The organism is Campylobacter sp. BCW_4323, assembly GCF_001763115.1.
Classification (GTDB): Bacteria; Campylobacterota; Campylobacteria; order Campylobacterales; family Campylobacteraceae; genus Campylobacter_D; species Campylobacter_D jejuni.
In genome coordinates, this window is record NZ_MJYC01000066.1 from 88,084 (window position 1) to 109,015 (window position 20,932).

A 20,932-nucleotide genomic window follows, 5' to 3' on the forward strand; every position below is an offset into this window, starting at 1 on the left:
GCCTTTTTTGTTATATTTTTATTGTTAATTTTAGCAAATTTTCCTTACAAAAACTTAGCAAAAAATTTAATTTATTTTAGTTATAATAAAACTTTTTAAAATTTTAATTCCAATAAAGAAAAGTTATAATTATAATGGTTGCTGATAAAAGATTATTTTATTTAAGTTGTATTTTAATCACCATAGGAATAGTATTTTCATACTCTCTTACAGCTTTTACTGTTCTTTTTCTTGACTATAGCGAGTTTCATTTTTTTATTCGTCAGCTTTTTTTTGGAATTAGTGGCATACTTATAATGTTTTTTATTTCTCGATTGGATCCTGATAAAGCACTTTCTAAAAAAATTATTTTAGCTATTTTGATTATTTCTTTTATCTTTATTATCATTTTACCATTTTTACCTTCTGCATTAGCAACAGCTAGCGGAGGAGCTAAACGCTGGATACGCTTAGGCCCACTCTCTATCTCTCCTGTGGAATTTTTTAAAATAGGATTGATTTATTTTTTAGCATGGAGCTATACAAGGCGTATTGATGATAGCAAAAAAGCTATCAGACACGAGGCTTTAATTCTTCTACCTTATTGTATCTTAGCTTCTATAGTTATAGGATATATTTATATCACTCAAAACGATTTAGGACAAAGTATAATTTCTTTCTTTTTAATTCTAGCTTTAGCTTTTTTTGCAGGAGCTAGTAAAAGACTTTTTGCTTTTGGAACTTTAATCATTATGATGATAGGTATAATGGTAATTTCTAGTAATCAAAGAAGAATTCAAAGAATTGCTTCTTGGTGGGGGAATATACAAGATGCTTTTTTACCTATGCTTCCTGATTGGTTGGCAAATGCTTTAAGAGTAAGTAGCAACAGCGAACCTTATCAGATTTCGCACTCTTTAAATGCTATAGCCCATGGAGGAATGTTTGGCGAAGGCTTAGGACTTGGAACTTTTAAATTAGGCTTTTTAAGTGAAGTACATACTGACTTTATTCTTTCAGGAATTACTGAAGAAATAGGACTTTTGGGTCTTGGAGTTATTTGTTATATTTATCTTTGGATGATTTTAAGAATTTTTAGAATTGCAGGAAGATGCGAAGCTAAACAAGATTTTATTTTCTGTTCAGGCATAGCCTTACTTTTACTTTTTTCCTTTTTTATGAATGCTTTTGGTATTATTTCTCTTACTCCACTAAAAGGTGTGGCTGTTCCACTTTTAAGTTATGGAGGAAGTTCAATGTGGGCAATTTGTATAGGTATAGGATATGTATTAATGATTTCAAAAAAGGTTAAATTATGACAATAGCTTTAACAGGTGGCGGAACTGGTGGGCACTTAGCCATAGTGCGTTGCTTATTAGAAAGTGCGATTAAAAAAAATATAGAATGTGTATACATAGGTAGTCAAAATGGTCAAGATAAAGCTTGGTTTGAAAATGAAGTACGCTTTAAGGAAAAATTTTTTTTAAGCTCTAAAGGAGTGGTTAATCAAAGCAAATTTGGCAAAATCAGTTCTTTACTCCACACCTTAAAACTCTCCAAAGATTGTAGAGAAATTTTTAAAAAATACCACATCCAAGCCGTTTTTAGTGTAGGTGGATATAGTGCAGCTCCTGCATCTTTTGCGGCTTTATTCTCACATTTGCCTCTTTTTATACATGAGCAAAATTCAAAAAGTGGCTCTTTAAACATGCTTTTAAAACCTTTCGCTACGAAATTTTTTAGCGCCTTTGAAAAAGAATTCAGCCCTTATCCTGTAGCAAATAAATTTTTTGATAATGCTAGGATTCGCAAAGAATTAAAAAATATTATTTTCCTAGGAGGATCACAAGGAGCTAGTTTTATAAACGAACTAGCTTTAAATCTCGCCCCAAAGCTTCAAGAACAAAATATCAAAATCATCCATCAATGTGGAAAAAATGATTTTGAAAAATGCAAAAAACACTACCAAAGCTTAAATATCCAAGCTGATGTTTTTGACTTTAGTTCAAATTTGGAAGAAAAAATGAAAAATGCAGATCTAGCTATATCAAGAGCAGGTGCAAGCACCCTTTTTGAACTTTGTGCTAACACCTTACCTGCTATTTTCATACCTTATCCTCATGCAGCTAAAAATCATCAATACTTTAATGCTAAATTTTTACAAGATCAAGCTTTATGTCAAATTTTCACGCAAGATTCGATCAATCTTGATGATTTTTTCAAAGCAATGTTAAAACTTAACTTAGAAGATATTTCCACAAGATTGCAAAATATAGCACAAAAAAATGGTGGGGATATTTTACTAGAAAAAGCACTATCTGATAACTTGGCTTTTATACGATAAATATCCAAAGATATTTACCAAAATCCCTACAAAAATCAACATCAAAATAGCAAGTGAAAAATTTTCAAATTTGTCATGCAAAAAACCTATAATCCATTGTCCTTGTGCTGCGATTAAATACCCAAAACCCTGAGCTAAAGCAGAAAGTCTCGCTGCTATTTGAGCATTAGAGCTTTTTTGTGCAATAAAAAGCAACGCAATGCCAAAAACTCCACCCCATGGAAAACCCATGATAAAAGCACTGATGATAATAGAAATTTTGCTATCAAAAATAAAGAGCATACCAAAAGCGATCACATACATACTGCACAAACTAGCTATGTAAAAAGTATGTAAATTTTGCCTTAATTTTCCTAAAAGTAAAGGGCCAAAAAGAGACACTGGAGCTGCAACAAGCTGAGCAAAAAGAACCATATTTGTAGCGAATTCTTTATCAAAACCTTTTTCTACAACGATTTGAACATACCAAAAAAACAAAGAATAAGCTAAAAAACTTTGAAATCCCATAAAAAGAGTAATTTTCCAAGTTGTTAAATTTGTAAAAAGATTGATTTTTTTATAAGCTTTTTTCTTAATGCGAAAAAATCTACCATTTTTAGCTTGAGGATAGTAAACTACTAAAGCTACAAAAGAAAAAATAGCCCAGAAAAACATAGCTCCAGCTAAATCAAATACACTAAGCAAAGGTATAGCTAAAGCAATACCCATAATCGAAGAAATACTCAAAACAAGACTATAAATTCCCATTATACTTGCCATTTTTCTTGGAAATTTTTCTTTAATAAAACTAGGAAGTAAAACATTTGCAATTGCTATACCACAGCCCATTGCTAACATTCCTAAAAATAAGCCATATACACCAAAATAAGAACGAATAATTTCGCCTAAAAAAATTAAAAAAATTCCAAAAACAATAGCACGAATAGGAGAAAAATACCCCACAATAAAAGAAATACTTCCAAAAGCTATCAAAGGAAGACTTGTAAGTATGCCCGCTACGGTTGAGTTTAAATAATACTTATCTTTAATAATATCAATAATAGGCCCCACTGCAGTAATTGGGGCTCTAAGATTAAAAGCTACAATAATAACAATAATAACATTAATCCAAAATATCTTTTTAAAAGAAGCCATAAAAGCCTTATTTGTTAAGTTCTACTTTGAATATTTTACCTTCTGCCATCTTAGGAATCCATAAAATATTACCTTCAATAAATATATCTGCAGGACCTTTCATCAAAGGAAATTCAAGTTTTACAGATTTAACATTATCTAAATTATAAATATATCCATTTAGATTATTTCCCCAAGAACTTACCAATAAACCATCTTTATAAGGAACTATTCCATCATAAGATTCTTTTTCATTTTTAATTATACTGAGTTCTTTTGTATTTAAATCATAAGCCATTACAACACCGCCACTTACACCATCAGGATGATAACCAGCTATAAAAAGCTTATGTTTTTTTCTATCTAGATATAACCCATTTGGACCACCAAATTTTACTAAATCAAGTTTTAATAATTCATCATATTGCTTAGTTTTTAAATCAACCTTTAAAATAAGTCCTGTGCCAGTATCGCTAACCAAAAGCGTATTGTCGTCTAATTTTTCTATGTCATTTAAAAAGATTGCACCTTTAATAGGTAAATTAAAAATTTCTTTTTTAGTTTTAAGATCAAAACCGCGTAAAACATCGATATCTACCACATAAAGAGTTTTTCCAATCTCCATCATGCCTTTTGGTGCATTAAGATGGGTTAAAAATTTATATTCTAGCACTTTGCCATTTTTATCAAGCTTAGAAATAAATCCATCATTATCTTTCGCCAAAGGTTCAAGTTTTTCTCCTACATTAGATACATAAACATAGTTTTTATCTACAAAAATACTTTCAGGGCTTTTAAAACCATCAAATTCTTGATATTTTAATTCACTTGCACCAAGCAAACTTCCAAGAAGCGCTAAACTTAAAACATATTTTTTCATATTTTCTCCTTTATTTAAAAATATTTTCATTGAATTATATTTATTTAGATAAAAAAAATGTGCTAGTTTTTTGATAAAAAATACAAGTTTTTTGTTTTTTGATATTGCTTAGGAGTTTGCTCATATTTCTCTTTAAATCTTTCAATAAACCAAGCTACTGAAGAAAAAGCGCACTCATTAGCTATTTCATTGATATTTTTTTTAGAAAATTTAAGTAAAATCTTTGCTTTTTGCAACCTTTTTTCATCTAACCATTTTTTAGGACTTTGTCCAAAACATTTCTTAAATTCTTTAGAAAAAGTTGCTAAATCTAATTTCGCAAAATTAGACATTTCATTTACGCTTAAAAATTCTCTACCACAATACTCAAAAAGTTGGGAAAGATCAAGGCGAAATTCTTTTAAAATTCCTGATAAAAAACTAATAAAATAAATATTCTTATTTAAAAGCAAATGTAAAAAAATCTCTTCAAATTTCAAACTCACTATAGGATCTAAAATTTGCGTATTTTCTTCAAAATGCGGTGAAAAACTTTCCAAAATTCCTTGCAAAATCTTATCATTTTTTACCCAAAAAATTTCATAGTTTTGAAACTTTTGATCTAGTTTAAAAAAATCTTTATACTTATAAATAAGCTCAATTAAAAATGCATTGTCAAAAAAAAATAAATAAGCTTCATAAACTCCTTTACTAAGTCCTACATTGCTTAAAGTATAGCTCCCAGCTTTTAAAAACAAAGTTTCATAAGAGTTAATCTTATAATCTTTTGATGCAGTGTGTAAAATTTTATATCCTTTGCGAACAAAAGTTAAAAGATGACTTCCTATATTAACAAAAGTAGAATGCGAAGTATCCGTTTGTGTATATTTAGCAAAAGTGCAAGATTTAATTTTTTTATAATTGACACCTTTTAATTGCTTTAAATCTTCTGGTAAAGAAAGAATTTTATTCATCGTAAATTTTGCCTACATTCTAAAAGATACTTTTTAAGATCTTTTTCTTTCATTAAAATTTCACGCATACAAACACCTGCTATATTTATATCTTTAAAATTTTCTATATTTTGAGCATTGATACCGCCTATGGCATAAAGTGGAATTTGACTAAATTCAAGTAAGGATTTTAAAAAATCAAGCCCTTTAGGTTCTAAACCCGCCTTACAAGAACTTTCAAAAATATGCCCTACAAAAGCATAATTTACCTTATAACTCATCGCCTCTAAAAGCTCTTCTTTGCTATGGACTGAAGTGCCAAGTATATGAAAATATTTTACTAATTTAGACTCTTTTCTTAGCAAAGAAAGCGGTGCGTGAAAATAACGATGTCCCAATTTTAAACACTCCCTATCAAAAAAATGCAAAAAACAAGTCACTTTTTGCTTTGTACAAATGCTTAAAACTTCTTTTGCTAAGTCATAATACTCAAATTCGCTTAAATCTTTTTCTCTTAAAACTATAGCATCTACCTTAGCCTTAGCAAGTTTTTCAATCTGCTTTAAGAAGTCTATTTCCACACATTTTCTATCGCTTATGGCAATGATTTTTTTATCCCACATAAATGCTATCACTCATCACAGCTTGCAAATTTGATCTTTTAAGCATGCTTAAAATTTCATCTACATTTCTATCATCTGAAATTTCAAACTGCTCATCGCCCTTTTTTTCGCCCTTATGTTCACCTATGCCCACACTCACTCCTGCGCTCATTTTAGTAGCCCCAAGCTTAATAACCTCATCTCTAAAACCTATTCTTTCACGGCTTGAAATGGTAATACCCGCAAAAGGCAAAAAGAGCCTATAAGCACAAAGCACTTGCAAAAGGCGTTTTTCACTCACATCTTTAGGATGGATTTTGGCATTATTGATAATAGGTCTTAAACGTGGTACTGAAATAGAAATTTCAGCATGCGGATAAGCTTGTTGTAAAAAATGCGCATGAAGTGCCGTAGCAAGGGCGTCTTTTCTAAAATCATCTATACCCAAAAGTGCCGCAAAAGCCACTCCACGCATACCCGCTTTTAAAGCTCTTTCTTGGGCATTAAAGCGATAAGGAAAAATGCGTTTTTCACCAGCTAAATGAATTTTAGAATATTTTAAAGGATTGTAAGTTTCTTGAAAAACAGTCACATAATCACAACCCTTTTCATGTAAAATTTTATATTCATCTTCATTCATAGGATAAATTTCAACGCCTACAACCTTAAAATACTCTCTAGCTATTTTACAAGCATTTGCTATATATTCTACACTTGCAAACTCCCTACCCTCGCCTGTTAACATTAAAATTTCTTCTAAACCACTTTTAGTAATGGCTTGCATTTCTTCGTGAATTTCAGCTTCATTTAGCTTAGCTCTTGCGATTTTATTGCCTTTTTGAAAACCACAATAAACACATTTAGAATTACAATAATTTGACAAATAAAGTGGGGTAAAAAGAGAGACAGAATTTCCAAAATATTTTTGCTTGACTTTAGCGGATTTAAAGGCTAATTCTTCTATGAAATCTTCTGCTGCGCTTGAAAGCAAAGCTTTTAAATGTTCTATACTTAAATGTGTTTGATTTAAAGCATTTTTAACATCTTTAGCGCTAAATTGACTCTCATCATAGCTTTGAACTTGACTTAAAACCTTGTTTAAAATTTCGCTTTTTATTTCCTGCATATGAGGTAAATGCTGCATATAATCTTGCATGATTAATCCCTTAAAAAGCCTGTTAATGGAGAACTTGCTTTAGCCTCGCTCACACTTGCCAAACCTGCTAAAAAAGCCGCTCTTCCTGCATTTACCGCCAAAGAAAAAGCTCTAGCCATCAAGGTTATATCTTTAGCTTCAGCTATAGCTGTATTTACCATCACCGCACTTACTCCCATTTGCATAGCTTCACAAGCTTGTGCAGGACTTCCAATACCCGCATCTACAATGATAGGCAAATCAATTTCATTAAGCAAAATTTGTATAAATTCCTTAGCACATAAGCCTTTATTGCTCCCAATAGGTGCTGCTAAAGGCATGATAGCCGCAGCTCCTGCATCACGCATAGCTCTAGCTGCGTAAAGATCAGCATGCATGTAAGGTAAAGGCGTAAAGCCCTCTTTAGCTAAAAGCTCACAAGCTTTAATCGTTTCATAATTATCAGGCAGCAAATACCTACTATCGCTTATCACTTCTATCTTGATAAGTTCTCCACAACCAAGCTCTCTTGAAAGCCTTGCAATACGTAAGGCTTCATCGGCGTTTCTTGCGCCTGAAGTGTTGGGTAAAAGTGTGATATTTTTAGGGATATAATCAAGTATATTAGCAATTTCCCCTGTATTTGCACGGCGTAAGGCTAGAGTGATAATCTGCGCTTTAGCTTCTTCTATAGCTGATTTTATAAGTTCTAGTGAATATTTTCCAGAACCTAAAATAAATCTTGAATCAAACTCGTATTTGCCTATTTTTAATTTATCATTTTTTAAATTTTCTTGCATTTTTACTCCTTATTTGCTAAAAGCTCTAAAACAAGATTACTTTGATGTCCGGCACAAATATTTACCCTTGGTGCCATAAGTCCATTTCCCACCTTAGCACCATTTACCAAATCCCCACACACATAGAAATTTTTAGCAATTTTTCTTGTTTGTATGCTGTTGCTATCACCATAGCCCGCAAGCCCTGAAGCACAGATTAAAATACTATCTTTGTAAAATCTATGAAAATTTTGTGCCATCATCGCTTTTGCAATAGCACTATCAAAAGCTTCACAAACTATATCTATATCTTTAAACAAAGACTTTAAATTATCCTCATTGATTTTTAAAGTGCAAATTTCAACGCTGATATAAGGGTTAATCTCGCCAATTTGCTCTTTTAAAGCTTCGGTTTTAAATTTACCCAAATCACTTACACGATAAGCTTGACGATTCAAATTACTGGGCTCAATCACATCAAAATCAATCAGCTTTAAATACCCCACTCCACTTCTTGCCAAATTTATCGCTATATGCGATCCAAGCCCACCTAAACCACATACCGCCACGCGCCCATTTTTAAGCTTGTCGTGAAGCTTTGGAGTGTGTCTTGCTCTCATCATAGCATCTAACGCATCTTTTGGAGGTAAAGTATTTCTTTCTATACAAAAAAGCTCATCATCTTCATTTAAAGCAATATTCTCTTTTGTTGCAAAACCATTGATAATCCAAACATCATTTTCATTTTTGCTGATATTATCAAAAAATTCCAAACTTGTTTTAAAGTCTGTATCAAGTTCTTTACCATTGAATTTCACTCTCATCATCCACCTCCTACAAAGCTTACGATTTCGGCTTTATCATTTTCTTTTAAAATCAAATTTTCAAATTCGCTTTTTGGTATGATTTCTCCATTTAATTCTAAAGCAATAAGTTCTATTTTCAAGCCTTTTTCTTTGATAAAATCCATAAATTTAAGCTCTTTTAACTCAAGCTTTTGTCCATTGATAATCATTCTAAACCTTTAAAAATTTTCTATCAAGTCTTTAAAAACAAGGCAAAGTTTTTCAAATTCTTCTATACTTACTCTTTCATCAATAGCGTGAATTCTATCATTACAAACCCCAAATTCCACTACTTTTACACCATATTTTGCAAAATACCTTGCATCACTTGTACCGCCTTTAGTATTAAGCTCTGGCACTTCATGAGTGATTTTTTGAACGCTTTCATTCATTTTTTGAACGATTTTATTGTCGATATTTGTCAAAAAAGCTTCGCTTGATTGTTTTAGCTCTAACTCATAGTTTAAACCATGACAAATTTTTTCTACATAGCTTCTTACATCTTCTAAGCTTGTATCGGGGGAATTGCGTACATTAAACATAAGTTTTAAATCATTTGGCGTTATATTACATACCCCCATACCTCCACGAATATCGGTAATAACGATTTTTGAAGGACTAAATTCAGCACTTCCAGGATCAAGATCAAAACCCGCTAAAAGCTTTAAAACCGGTGCAAAATCATGCACAGGATTGATACATTTTTCAGGATAAGCAACATGCCCTTGTTTTCCGCGAATTAAAAGTTTTCCATTGATAGAACCACGACGCCCTATTTTAATGCTATCGCCGATTTTTTTAACACAGGTTGGCTCAGCAACCACGGCATAATCAGGTAGTATATCTCTTTCTTGCATCCATTCTAAAACAGCCTTAGTTCCATATATAGCTTCGCCTTCTTCATCACTTGTTAAAATAAGACTCAGCCTAGCTCCTTTAAAATCCGCATTCTTTACCGCATCTACAAAGGCTGCTACTCCGCTTTTCATATCTTGAGCACCTCTTGCATAGATAAAGCCTTCTTTTTCCATAGGCACGAAAGCATCGCTACTCCAACCCTCGCCTGCAGGCACTACATCTACATGCCCACCAAAAGCTAAATGCTCACCCTCATCTTTAAATTTTTTAGTGAGTAAAAGGTTTTTAATGCCTTCTTTTTCTATGAAAAAAGCTTCAAAATCACTCAGTTCCATAGCGATGAAATTTAAAGCTCCATCATCATTTGGCGTAACAGATTTAAATTTTAAAAGTTCGATTAAAAATTCTTTTGCATTCATTTTTTATCCTAAGAAAGTTTTATATAATAAATTAAGAGCAAAATACTCTATAATTATAGCTGAAATTATATTGATTATAAAAACAACTTTTGCACTAAAAACATGACTATATCTTGCCACCACAAAAGCTAAAGCACTTACCCAAAAAAGTATAGCCACAACAAGCCCTAAAGTCATCAAATAAGCATGATCACTACTTAAAACCACGCTTGCAGCACTAAGCCAAAATCCTATCACAAAAGGATTTGAACCATTTAAAAAAGCTCCTTTAATATAACTTTTCAAAAGACTTTCTTTAAATTCTTTATGCTCTAAATTTAAGCTTTCTTTCTTTTTTCTTAGCATCAAGTACGCCATATAAGTTAAAAAACAAAAACCAAAAATCGCCAAAGAACGCATAAAAATAACATTGTCTAAGAAATTTAAAAGCCCAAATTGAAGCAAAAAAAGATAAAGCATATCTATACTAAATGCTCCAAGTCCTACAGCTATGGAATTTTTAAAAGCTTTTAGTGCATAAGTTAAAATCAAAATATTTACAGGTCCAAAAGGCACACTCACTCCAAAGCCCAAAAAAACTCCACTTAAAAAAGAATCAAACATTACCATCTTTCATAAAATTTTCTATATCAAGTGCGATTTTATCAATAGCGCTTATAATATCTTCTATATAGATTTTATCAAAATACCGCTCTAAATTTGCATCTTTTTCGTAGATATTTAAAATACTTTTTTCGCACATTGAAGCATAACGCCCTACAGGCAAAACCGCCCCACTTGTGCCTATGCTGATAAAAAGCGAAGTTTGATTTAACAAAGAATAAAGCGTAGCATAAGCAGGAGCTTGCTCTTCAAACATAACTATATTGTGTCTTAAATCCTTACTTTTGCATTTTGGGCATTGTTTATCTGTGATTTTTTCATAGCCTATATTAAAAATTTCTTCGCATTTTAAGCAGCGAAGTTCGGGCAAAAAGCCATGCAAATGTACTACATCTTTACACCCTGCACGCTCTAGCAAATCATCTACATTTTGCGTGATGACAAAAAGATTTTTACCCCATTTTTCTTTTAATTGTGCAATTTTTTCATGAGCATGATTTGGCTTTACATTTTGAAGTTGTGCCCTTCTTGCATCGTAAAAATCAAGTACTTTTTTAGGATTTTTTCTAAAACCTGTTGCAGAGCAAACCTCCATAACATCGTATTCTTCCCAGAGTCCATCATTATCTCTAAAAGTTTTAAGCCCACTTGGAGCAGACAAACCCGCTCCGCTTAATATCATAATGTTTTTCATCGCTAAACCTTATAAAATTTACAAAGTTTAGCGAAAAATGCTTTAAGAAAATAAATATTTTTGCAAGATTTTTTCTTTTTCTTTTTCTAATCTATCAAGTTCTATTTTATATTCATTGATTTTTTTCTCAATCTTGTCAGTTATATCTGCTATTTAATCTTGAAATTCCAAAGAAGGAAGTTTAACCCTTAATGCTTTTATTCTATCTATTGAAGCTCTAAGTTTTCTTGAAAATCCTTGTTTTTTACCAGCTTCATTTAAAACAAAACTTATGTATTTAGCATTTATTTTTGTATCATCAACCCTTAATACCCCACAATGATCAGTTGGATAAAACTTTTTATTTTTTGGTATAAATCCCACCATCCAATCTCCATCTATACCCCACAAAACAGAATCATTATCATAATCTTGCAAAATTTCTTTATTAACAAATCCAAATACTTCCAACACATTTGCACTATAAACAGGAATTTGTCCATTTTCAAGCAGCTCATTATTTAAAACTCTTTTTCCAATACTTAGTTTAAAAATTGGATTTGATAAAGCATATTCTTTAATTGTTTTATTAAATGATGATAAAAATTCACTATCCAAATTTATTTTACACAAATTATTAATTTTATCTAAAATAGAATTTAGCTCATACCCCCCCCCATCATCTATAATACCACATTTTTGAAGTATTGCTTTGATTAGCTTTTGGTACTCTTCTATACTCATTCTTATTGTGTTATACTGCTCTTCTACCTTTTCACACTCTGCTACGATTTGTTTTTGAATTTCAAGCGGTGGTTTTGGAATAACCATATTTTGCAAGATTCCTAAATTTATATTTTGTTGCGAAGTTATAATAACTTCGTTATATAATTGAAATTTAAAATAATCAATAGCATACATAAGATATTTATTTATAAATTCTTTATTTGGAATAATAGCTACTATAGCTTGATTTGTTGTCATATCTTCGCCTAATATTCCAACTCTACCAATAGTTGCATAAATTGAAACAACAACAGCACCTTTTTGTATCATTTTTGCATTAGAATTCTTAAAACCCTCTCTTGTAATTTTTTCTTTAGTATCCATAATAACTTGACAATTAGAGTAATCGCTAATTGTTAGCTACTTAATATCCCCATTCCAATAATTTATATTTTTTCTTGATGGTGTTCCTCCCATGAAAAAATCTCCACAAATTTTCAATTTAACCAATGGGTATTGAGACTTTATTTCTTCTCTTTGAGTTTTTGGATTTAAACTTATAGCTTTATTAAATTCCACTTTTTCAAAGTCCATCATATCAATAAGCCTTGCTTTACTAGCATAGCTTTGCAAATCTTTTGGTATATCGCTAAGAGTTTTTAAAAATGCTTTACAAATTAAAGTATTAAGTTTGGTCTCATTTTGTGGATTGTCTCTTTCAAAAAGTGGGCTCAAATAAGGCTCGTGCAATTCTTTTAAACCTTCATCGCCTTTTCTATTGCTCCACTCATAACCTAAAAATTTCTTTTGTTCTTTTATATCACTTGGGGATTTTACGATTAAGACTTAGACAAAAATAAAGCAATTTATCCTTTTCGATTGCCTGTGCATAAGCTAAAAAGGCTTTATCTTCTAAATCTTGCTTATCTTTACTTTCTTTATAAATTTTAGATTTTAAATTTTTTATAATCACTTGTTTGATCAAATGCATTGCGATAATCTTTAAAGGATTCTAACTCTACAAGTTTAGAATCTAAGCTGCCATTTAAAAAATTGCTATAAAGCTCTTTATCAAATTTTCTAAAATCACAATACGCACTTAGATAATTTTGATAAAAGTTTTCATTGTCTTTTAAATTTTCAGATTCTATGCGTTCTTTAATCAAACTATAATCTTGAGAAATAAGATGATTTTCTTGTTTAAAAGTTTCTTTTTTGCGTAAAAATAAAATAATCGTATTTGTCCCTGTTACACCAAATGTTTGGATTCCAAGCTCAACAATGGCAATAAAATCAAAATTTTGAAATAATATTTCTCTTGTATTTTTATAAATAGAATCTTTATTTAAAATAGAACTTGGCAAGATAATGGCAGCTTTAGCATTATCATTTAAAATTTGATTTGCTCGCTCACAAAAAAAGCATTCGATAGAATTATTTGTTTCTATGTTTATATCATCGTTAAAAAGTTTATAGGTATTTTTAGATTTATCGCTTAAAGTTTCTAAAAATCCTTTTACAGAATAAGGTGGATTTGCTATAAGTAAATCAAAACTATTTGATTCTATTTGTGGTTTTGCTTTTTCTCCTTCTAAATTATTTGTATTTGCTAATTCAAAAGAAGCAAGTGAATCAGCGTATAAAATATTAATTTCATTTTGCCCATACATTGCACTTGATACCTTAGAAACCTTACTTAAGCGATACTCTTTTTCAATACCATAAATATTTTTATAATGCTCTTTAAGCTCATCTTCTGTTAGATAACGCTTAAGCTCATTGGCATAGGTGTTTAAAAAATGTCCAGCACCACAAGCATAATCAATCACCCTTAAAGCTTTAGAGCTTTTGCTTAACATTTCTTGAATCGGTAAAGAATACATAATAAATTCACAAATTTGAATAGGAGTAAAAAACTGCCCTTCATCTTGCTTCATACCTTTTTGCAAAAAAGTTCAAAAAGATTGCCTAAAAATTGATTTGTAGAGTTTTGAGTAAGTTTGTAATTTGCAAAAAGCTCTACTATTTCTTTTAATACAAGTGCATTTTTTAAAAATAATTCTTTATTATGCACTTCTAAAAATGCAAAATAATTATTTGAATAAAATTTTAATTCTTTGATGTAATTTTGCATTACTTCTTTTAAAGTTTTTATCTTTAATTGCTTAAAGTCTTTTTTTCTATATCTTCATTAGATACAAAGGTAATTTTCTCTCCTAAGAATTCTTTCATAGCTTCTTTATAAAGCCACATTAATCTATCTTGTACATTTGCATAAGTATCTGCCATTACACCAAAATATCCAAATTGAGATTGTTTTTATTAAAAGTTTCATCATAGATTTTACAAAGAAAAATATTTACAAGTTTATCAAAGGCATTTTCCTTGCCTGATATATTATGCTTGCGTAAAATTTTTGCAAATTCGTGATATTTGCCTTCTTCTTTAAGTTCTTTAAGATTATCAAAATTTGGAGTAATTTCTAAAATTTTACAAGCATTGACATTTGCTTTAAAAATGCCTTGTTCAAAATATTGCAGTTCATAACTTTCTTTCCAAGTTTTAAAAAGCTCTATATTATTAGATTTTTTATAAGAATTTTGTAATTCTTTTTCTTTTAGATATTCGTCGTTATCGTAAGCTTGTATGATGTAATTTTTATATTCTAACTTATCACTAAAATCACTTGTATAAAGACAAAGATATTTTACACCTTTTTCTTGCTGAAAATAAGAAAAAAGCTGTCCACCATCTCCTTGCATTTTATTCCATTCTTTTACAAACTCACTATTTTTAGAATCTGTAGTTTTGCATTCTATAATTAAATAAGGATTGTTTTCATTATCCTTTACTAAAATATCAGCTTTACCGCCTTTTTTATCCCTGCCAAGATCCATTTTGACTCCAACTCTAAATGTTGAGCCTTATAACCTTTTTCTAAAAGTCTATACACACATTCAAAAACTACAAAATTTTCAGGGTGCGAAAAATTAGAAGTAGTTTTATCGTGAATTTTTATTTCTTTTGGGTAATTAATACTCTCATTTTTATAATCTATTAAAGGTGTGTAATTATTGATTGTTTTTACATAATTTTCATTTTTATTTTCAAAGCCTAAGTTTTCTAAAACTTGTTTTAAATTATCTTTTGTAATCATTTATTTCCTTATAGTTTTACCACCTTAGCACCAAAACCACCTTGATTGATCGGTGCGTCATTAAAGCCTTTAACACTTTTGTGAGTTTTTAAAAACTCTCTTACCGCAAAGGCAAGTTTTCCTGTGCCTATACCATGATAGATCAAAACCTCATCAAATCCCGCTATCAAAGCATCTGAAATAAATTTATCAAGCCTTGAAATAGCCTCATCACTTCTGAGTCCATGCAAATCCAAAGTTACACTTAGATTGCTTGGTTTACTTACGCTTATACTTGTTTTTGCTACTTTTTTTGGCATTGCACCACTTTTTTTAAGCAGTTTTAAAGGCACACGAAGTTTAATCCCATCGCTTTCAACCATAGCATCGTTTTTAGAAATGCTTATGATTTTACCCTTAATTTTTTCATATTTTACAAAATCCCCCACACGCAATTCTTCGTTTTGCTCCATACTTGGCAAGATGATTTCTTTTTTAAGTTCATTGGCTTTATTAAGACTTCTTTGCTTGTCTTTTATGTCTTTAAGCTGTATGGTTTTTTTAGCTTCTTCTATGGCTTTGTGAAATTTAAATTCTAAATTTCTCAAACTCGTACGCAATTCTTGTTCATTTTTTTCTTTTTGATCTTTTAAAGAAAGTAAAATTTCATCAACTTTTCGCTCTTTTTTCTCGACATTTTCAAGTTTAGCTTTTAGTTCTAATTCAAGATTGATATTTTTACCTACAAGCTCTTCTAAATTTTCTTTATCCTCGCCATAAAGCTTTTTAGCCTCGCTAACTAAATTCGGCGGAATCTGATAACGCAAAGCGGTTTCAAAGGCATAAGATTTTCCTATAGTACCTTTCAAAAACTCATATTTTGGGCGTGAAAACTCTTCATCATATAAAGCAGCGATGAGTTCAACTTGCTCATTTTTTGCTAAAAGCATAGCAAGGCGTTTGTGGTGCGTGGTGATGATGATTTTAAGATTATTAGCTATGAGTTTTGAAATTAACACACTATACAAACAAGCCGCTTCTTCAAAATCTGTTCCAAGCTCTATTTCATCGATACCTAAAAGCAAATTTTTCTTAGAAAAAAGCCTAGAAAAATGCAACATTCTTCCTGCAAAAGTTGAAATGTCATTTTTAACATTTTGCGGATCTTCTATAATAGCGTCAAATTCTTTAAAAGTACCGATTTTACTTTCAGTTGCTTTGATATGCATAGGCAAAAGATGTTTAGCTAAAAATGCTGCGCTTAGCATAGATTTTAAAAGCATGGATTTTCCGCCTGCATTTACCCCTGTGATGATTAAAACTTGTTTTTTAAATTCCAAACTCACGCTTTTTGGATTTTTTAAGGCAGGATGAGCGAAATTTTTAAGAACCAAATCCGTACTTTGATCACACAAAATAAATTCAAAATCCCTTTTTTTAGCAAGCAAAACCCTAGCACTATAATGATCAAAAAGATCAAAGGCTGTATTGATAAATTTTAAAAAAGGTAGGTTTTTTGCTAAAAAAGCTGAGAAATTTTTAGCGTATTCATAATAAATTTCTTCTTTTTGATTTTTGATTTTTTCTATATCATTTTGCAAATTTTCAACACTTAAAGGCACGATATAAAAGCCGCCACTACTACTCCTGCCTATGATTTTTGCTTTAATAGCATGATTAAACCCACCTCTTACAAGCAAGGCTTCAAGATTGTTTATAAGATGGATTTGTGTATCGATAAGATAAGGCATCAAAGCTTTTGTGTAGCAAAATTTCTTAAACTCAGCTATTATGCTTTCATTTTTTAATCTTAAAGCAGTATTAAGATTTACAAGTCTTTCATCTAAACTTTCTTTTAACTCCCCTTTTTCATCGAAATTCAAACAAAGCTCCAAAGCCCCGCTAACAAATTCTATCTTTTGTAGCCAAGAGTCTAAATTTGTTCCTAGTTTTATTTTTTTTAACTTTTCAAAATAACGAAAAATTTTTACAAATTCAAAAATTTCATCTAAATGTAAAATTCCTTGCTTGCTTAAATGAACTAAGGCTTTATCAAGATTGCTAAGCTCTGGCATAGTAGGAAATTTCACCTCGCAAAGCTCATGTATGCGTTTAAAATGAAGATTAGAATCTCCTTGTAAAAAAATCTCCTTATCTCTTGCAAAAAGGGCTTTAAACTCTTCTAAATAGCTGTTTAAATCAAGCTTTGAGATCAATTCTTCTTTTGTATCATTCATCATTTAACCTACAATCTTTAATATCTATGATTAAAGAATTAAAACTTTGATTATTATCCTTTGAAATAAAACTTCCTGTACCAAATTCATAATTAAAATACGCCTTAGAAACATTGATATCTTTACATAAAATATTTTTATTTTGATTAAAAGCTACGATAATATCTGTTCTTAAATGACTTTTTTGCGTATTTTCAAATTCAAAAAATACCGCTAAAACAATAAAAATCACAAGCAAAATACCAAAAAAAGGTTTAGTTTTTTTGCCTAATTTTTCACGCAAAGCAAAAGTGATTAAGGTTAAAATTAAGATGATTAAAAGATATAAAAAAAATCTACTCATTCTTTTGCCTTAATTTATTGCTGATATCTCCTGCGCCAAAACCTATAATAAGCCCTTCTTCAAAAACCTGCCCCTTAGAAGCCACCAAAAATTTACCCTCTCTTTTAATATCTTCTACAAATAAAGCCTTAGGAAAAACTACCTTTAAATCAAGCTCTATAGGTTCTTCTCCTGCAGCATAAACAGGTAAAATTACAAGCTCATCAACACCTTCAAAAGCCTTTGCAAACTCCTTTAAATTTGCGGCCAAACGCGTGTAGCGGTGAGGTTCAAAAATGGCTGTGATTTTTTTATATCCACCTAATTTTGCGTATTCTTGTGCTGCACTTAAAGTCGCTTTTATTTCGGTTGGATGATGACCATAATCATCGATTAAAACCAAATTTTCATCAGCATGTAAAATATCAAAACGCTTTTTAATACCTTGATAATTTTTAAGCCTAGTTCTTATCGTTTCTATATCTAAGAAATTTAAAGCCGCCAAAATCGCCAAAGACGCATCAAGGGCTAAATGATATCCCATACCAAAAACCTTAAATTCACCTAAATCTTTCAACTCAAAACTTGTAAAAGGTTTGAAATTTTCTATACACATGGTGCAGTTTTTGATATCTTTGCTCGGATAAAGCTTGATTGACTCATTTTTATAATTTTTCAAAAACTCATCTTCAGCATTAATCACGCGAATTTTAGCCGTATCTAAAAACTCCACATAAGCATGATGGAGTTTTGAAACTTCATTGCCATAATGATCTAAATGCTCTGCTTCTGCATTGGTAACTATAGCCAAATAAGGATTTGAATTTAAAAAAGAACTATCGCTCTCATCAGCTTCAAAAACAAGGTTTCGGCTTTCTTTATAAATCATATTTGAACCAAATTCTTTTAAAATCGCTCCGATAATCACAGAAGCATCATCAAGCAAAGAAGCTAAAATGCTTGAAGTTGTGCTTTTTCCATGTGCTCCTGCAACTGCAAAAACGCGCTTATCTTCTAAAATAAGAGGCAAGGCCTCCTTGCGTGAAAGACATTTAATGCCTAATTCTTTAGCGTGTTTAAATTCAGGATTTTCTTCTTTAATTGCAGCAGAGTAAATAACTAAATCTTTGTTTAAAATATTGTCTTTATGATGAGGGATACTGACCTTAACCCCTTCTTTTTCAAGTTCTTTAGTAATTTTACTTTCCTTAAGATCACTCCCACTAATCTTAAAGCCTTTTTCTTTTAAAAATCTTGCTAAAGCGGAAATTCCTATACCACCTATGCCGATAAAATGGATATTTTGCATCATTTAAACCTTTATACTTTAAAGGCCAAATTTTAGCACTTTTTTACTAAAAAGAAAATATAAATCCTATTTTGAAATGCCTAGACGCTGACTTAATTGATAAAGATTTAATTCTTTATAAAATTGAGTGAAATTTTTATGATATTCATCGAGTTCAAAGGCATGATTTGTATCTTTTAAGGTATTATTATTTTCAAAATAATACCCCTTAGCACCGCTATATACGCCATTTTTATCAATCCATACAGCATCATTGATCCCAAATTCTAATTTTTCATCATTTGGTCTTGCTAACATATTTCTTCCACCTACGCTTAAATACTTAACATTACTTAAGCTTAAAGCATAAAGAGTTGGAAAAATATCCTTATGAGATCCTACACGATCTTTATCATAATAAATATTATCTTGCAAATCCTTAGGAATATAAATATAAAAAGGCACACTATAAGCAAAAGCTTTTTGGGAATTTAAATCCATACTCATTTCGCGTACTCTATGATCTCCAGTTGCTGCTATAATGACACTATCTTTAAAAGAACTCTGTTTTATTTTATCTAGAAATTTTCCAAATTCATTGTTTGCATAAGTATAAGCTTTGATAATATTGTCTTGTTTATCTTTTTCATAAGGAAGCATATTAAGCAAAGTTTGTGGAATATTTTCTAATTTTGGCAAATCATTTTGCGGAAATTTATAAGGTGGATGATTAGAAATAGTAAGAGCAATTATAAGGGTGTTGTGTGGATTTTTTTGAAGTAAGTCATAAACTTTTTTATATAAAAACTCATCAGCTACCCCATAACCATTTTCGCTATCTTTTGCTCCATTATACTCTTTCATTAAAATATTTTCATCTATAATCTCATCTACTCCCAAAATACTGAGATAATTTTTAATATTTTGCCAAGATCCATTACCTGCACTTACAAAAATCACCTTATATCCTGCTTTCTTATAAACAGCAATAGGTGTTAAATCTAAATAAGTTTTCTGAAATTTACTTGTAGAAATATTAGAAAATGGACTTACAAAAAATAAGTTTGCAAAACTTGGTATAGTTCCATTACTAGAACTCAAAAAGCGTTTGAATAAAAAATCTTGTTTAAAATGTTTATTTAACGAACCCAAAAAATTATGTTCCGTATTTGTAAAATCGGCCAAATTAAGCCCAAAACTTTCCATTAAGTTAACAAATACACTAGGATGATTCTTTTCAGCTTTTAGATTTATAGGACTTTGATGCCAATAATCAAAAAGTTTTTCTTTAAGTTCTTGTGCTTTCAAAGGTGTGATAACCTTCAAAGCTGCTTCTTCTTTATATTGTTTTAAAGCCCAAGAAAATGCCATAATTGGATTTAACATTGTATCATTTACAACACTATACTCACTAAAAGAATAATTTTGTACATTTATAGCCACATGCTTAAAGGGACCCCTTAAGGCTATAACATAAACAATAATTAATATTAAATTTAAAGCCATCAAGGGAAATAATCTTAAATTAACAGGTTTTAGCTTTAAATTTAATATTTTCAAATTTAAAAAAAATACAAAGACTCCAAAAATCAACATTAAAGCTAAAATTTTTAAAATTGGATAATCATGATAAATAATACTTAAAATAGTTTTTGCATTATCATCTTTTAGAGTAAACATAAAAATATCAAATTTAGTCTTGTAAATTTCGTAATAATAGTATTTTGCATAAGAAAATCCTATACAAAGACAAGAAAGAATAATTATATAAATGCTTGAAAAAATGAAATAAAAATTTTTACTATATATTGCTAATTTATTATTTATTTTTATATTAGAAAAAATTAAACTTAAAAAACCACAAAGCAAGAATGGTAAAAACGCTGCGCTTAAAAATCTTATATCATGAAAAACACCCAAAAGATACATTAAAAAGATTTCATTTTTATCATTAATTAAACCAGTAGGGATAAAAGAATTTTGCATTAAAATACGATTAATGGTAAAAATTACTATAAATAATACACTAAAAATAAAAATTTGAAGTAAAATTTTTCTCAT

At 30.2% G+C, this 20,932-nt stretch carries 17 protein-coding genes and 1 pseudogene; 2 read left to right on the top strand and 16 right to left on the bottom strand.

Translation table 11 applies throughout. From position 1 onward, the window contains the following. Positions 1-134 precede the first annotated feature (134 nt). A complete protein-coding gene (gene ftsW, locus AJN60_RS06945) occupies positions 135-1,298 on the top strand; it encodes a putative lipid II flippase FtsW (RefSeq protein WP_002861767.1) in 1,164 nt (387 codons plus the stop codon). Further along, positions 1,295-2,323 (top strand): undecaprenyldiphospho-muramoylpentapeptide beta-N-acetylglucosaminyltransferase, encoded by a 1,029-nt coding sequence (gene murG / locus AJN60_RS06950; RefSeq protein WP_002861768.1) that lies wholly within the window; start codon positions 1,295-1,297, stop codon positions 2,321-2,323. The genes ftsW and murG overlap by 4 nt, the downstream gene beginning before the upstream one ends. Here the strand turns inward: murG and AJN60_RS06955 are convergent. From AJN60_RS06955 to AJN60_RS07035, 16 genes and pseudogenes are all read right to left on the bottom strand, one after another. After that, on the bottom strand, positions 2,294-3,457 hold the full coding sequence (locus tag AJN60_RS06955; RefSeq protein WP_002861769.1) for an MFS transporter: 1,164 nt from the start codon (positions 3,455-3,457) through the stop codon (positions 2,294-2,296). The genes murG and AJN60_RS06955 overlap by 30 nt on opposite strands. Before the next feature lie 7 nt (positions 3,458-3,464). Continuing rightward, positions 3,465-4,316 carry an ATP-binding protein gene (locus AJN60_RS06960; RefSeq protein ID WP_002861770.1) on the bottom strand — a complete coding sequence of 284 codons (852 nt, stop codon included), beginning with the start codon at positions 4,314-4,316 and terminating at the stop codon, positions 3,465-3,467. 62 nt (positions 4,317-4,378) lie between these two features. Next, on the bottom strand, positions 4,379-5,269 hold the full coding sequence (locus AJN60_RS06965) for a helix-turn-helix domain-containing protein (RefSeq protein ID WP_002861771.1): 891 nt from the start codon (positions 5,267-5,269) through the stop codon (positions 4,379-4,381). Next, complete coding sequence (locus AJN60_RS06970) at positions 5,266-5,871, bottom strand: thiamine phosphate synthase (RefSeq protein WP_002861772.1); 606 nt, start codon at positions 5,869-5,871, stop codon at positions 5,266-5,268. Before AJN60_RS06970 ends, AJN60_RS06965 begins: the two co-directional genes overlap by 4 nt. Further along, positions 5,861-7,006, bottom strand: a complete 1,146-nt coding sequence (gene thiH, locus AJN60_RS06975) for a 2-iminoacetate synthase ThiH (RefSeq protein WP_070286157.1) — start codon at positions 7,004-7,006, stop codon at positions 5,861-5,863. The genes AJN60_RS06970 and thiH overlap by 11 nt, the downstream gene beginning before the upstream one ends. A gap of 2 nt (positions 7,007-7,008) precedes the next feature. Beyond that, positions 7,009-7,785, bottom strand: coding sequence for a thiazole synthase (locus AJN60_RS06980; RefSeq protein ID WP_002861774.1), 777 nt, complete (start codon positions 7,783-7,785; stop codon positions 7,009-7,011). Positions 7,786-7,787: 2 nt separating this feature from the next. Continuing rightward, positions 7,788-8,591 carry a thiamine biosynthesis protein ThiF gene (gene thiF, locus AJN60_RS06985; protein WP_079861565.1) on the bottom strand — a complete coding sequence of 268 codons (804 nt, stop codon included), beginning with the start codon at positions 8,589-8,591 and terminating at the stop codon, positions 7,788-7,790. Continuing rightward, positions 8,588-8,779 carry a sulfur carrier protein ThiS gene (gene thiS / locus AJN60_RS06990; RefSeq protein ID WP_002853007.1) on the bottom strand — a complete coding sequence of 64 codons (192 nt, stop codon included), beginning with the start codon at positions 8,777-8,779 and terminating at the stop codon, positions 8,588-8,590. The genes thiF and thiS overlap by 4 nt, the downstream gene beginning before the upstream one ends. 9 nt (positions 8,780-8,788) lie before the next feature. Then, positions 8,789-9,886: a succinyl-diaminopimelate desuccinylase gene (gene dapE / locus AJN60_RS06995; protein WP_070286158.1), complete on the bottom strand. Its 1,098-nt coding sequence runs from the start codon at positions 9,884-9,886 to the stop codon at positions 8,789-8,791. A gap of 3 nt (positions 9,887-9,889) precedes the next feature. Further along, complete coding sequence (locus AJN60_RS07000) at positions 9,890-10,489, bottom strand: LysE family translocator (RefSeq protein WP_002861777.1); 600 nt, start codon at positions 10,487-10,489, stop codon at positions 9,890-9,892. Further along, on the bottom strand, positions 10,482-11,183 hold the full coding sequence (locus tag AJN60_RS07005) for an SIR2 family NAD-dependent protein deacylase (RefSeq protein ID WP_002827318.1): 702 nt from the start codon (positions 11,181-11,183) through the stop codon (positions 10,482-10,484). Before AJN60_RS07005 ends, AJN60_RS07000 begins: the two co-directional genes overlap by 8 nt. A 153-nt stretch (positions 11,184-11,336) precedes the next feature. Next, positions 11,337-15,045 (bottom strand): annotated as a pseudogene (locus AJN60_RS09420) (N-6 DNA methylase). An 8-nt stretch (positions 15,046-15,053) separates the two neighbouring features. Beyond that, positions 15,054-17,264, bottom strand: coding sequence for an endonuclease MutS2 (locus AJN60_RS07020; RefSeq protein ID WP_079861566.1), 2,211 nt, complete (start codon positions 17,262-17,264; stop codon positions 15,054-15,056). Next, positions 17,254-17,604 carry a hypothetical protein gene (locus tag AJN60_RS07025; protein WP_044780225.1) on the bottom strand — a complete coding sequence of 117 codons (351 nt, stop codon included), beginning with the start codon at positions 17,602-17,604 and terminating at the stop codon, positions 17,254-17,256. Before AJN60_RS07025 ends, AJN60_RS07020 begins: the two co-directional genes overlap by 11 nt. Next, a complete protein-coding gene (murC, locus tag AJN60_RS07030) occupies positions 17,597-18,895 on the bottom strand; it encodes a UDP-N-acetylmuramate--L-alanine ligase (protein WP_079860406.1) in 1,299 nt (432 codons plus the stop codon). Before murC ends, AJN60_RS07025 begins: the two co-directional genes overlap by 8 nt. Positions 18,896-18,958: 63 nt before the next feature. After that, entirely contained in the window at positions 18,959-20,932 is a 1,974-nt protein-coding gene (locus AJN60_RS07035; protein ID WP_070286161.1) for an LTA synthase family protein, read from the bottom strand.

Excerpts from the sequence above, each read along its gene's own strand:
- AJN60_RS07005 (WP_002827318.1), bottom strand. The coding sequence starts at position 11,183 with ATGAAAAACATTATGATATTAAGCGGAGCGGGTTTGTCTGCTCCAAGT.
- dapE (WP_070286158.1), bottom strand. The coding sequence starts at position 9,886 with ATGAATGCAAAAGAATTTTTAATCGAACTTTTAAAATTTAAATCTGTT.
- ftsW (WP_002861767.1), top strand. The coding sequence starts at position 135 with ATGGTTGCTGATAAAAGATTATTTTATTTAAGTTGTATTTTAATCACC.
- AJN60_RS07025 (WP_044780225.1), bottom strand. The coding sequence starts at position 17,604 with ATGAGTAGATTTTTTTTATATCTTTTAATCATCTTAATTTTAACCTTA.
- AJN60_RS07035 (WP_070286161.1), bottom strand. The coding sequence starts at position 20,932 with ATGAGAAAAATTTTACTTCAAATTTTTATTTTTAGTGTATTATTTATA.
- murG (WP_002861768.1), top strand. The coding sequence starts at position 1,295 with ATGACAATAGCTTTAACAGGTGGCGGAACTGGTGGGCACTTAGCCATA.
- AJN60_RS06955 (WP_002861769.1), bottom strand. The coding sequence starts at position 3,457 with ATGGCTTCTTTTAAAAAGATATTTTGGATTAATGTTATTATTGTTATT.
- AJN60_RS06960 (WP_002861770.1), bottom strand. The coding sequence starts at position 4,316 with ATGAAAAAATATGTTTTAAGTTTAGCGCTTCTTGGAAGTTTGCTTGGT.
- murC (WP_079860406.1), bottom strand. The coding sequence starts at position 18,895 with ATGATGCAAAATATCCATTTTATCGGCATAGGTGGTATAGGAATTTCC.
- AJN60_RS06970 (WP_002861772.1), bottom strand. The coding sequence starts at position 5,871 with ATGTGGGATAAAAAAATCATTGCCATAAGCGATAGAAAATGTGTGGAA.
- AJN60_RS06965 (WP_002861771.1), bottom strand. The coding sequence starts at position 5,269 with ATGAATAAAATTCTTTCTTTACCAGAAGATTTAAAGCAATTAAAAGGT.
- thiS (WP_002853007.1), bottom strand. The coding sequence starts at position 8,779 with ATGATTATCAATGGACAAAAGCTTGAGTTAAAAGAGCTTAAATTTATG.
- thiF (WP_079861565.1), bottom strand. The coding sequence starts at position 8,591 with ATGATGAGAGTGAAATTCAATGGTAAAGAACTTGATACAGACTTTAAA.
- AJN60_RS07000 (WP_002861777.1), bottom strand. The coding sequence starts at position 10,489 with ATGTTTGATTCTTTTTTAAGTGGAGTTTTTTTGGGCTTTGGAGTGAGT.
- thiH (WP_070286157.1), bottom strand. The coding sequence starts at position 7,006 with ATGCAAGATTATATGCAGCATTTACCTCATATGCAGGAAATAAAAAGC.
- AJN60_RS06980 (WP_002861774.1), bottom strand. The coding sequence starts at position 7,785 with ATGCAAGAAAATTTAAAAAATGATAAATTAAAAATAGGCAAATACGAG.
- AJN60_RS07020 (WP_079861566.1), bottom strand. The coding sequence starts at position 17,264 with ATGATGAATGATACAAAAGAAGAATTGATCTCAAAGCTTGATTTAAAC.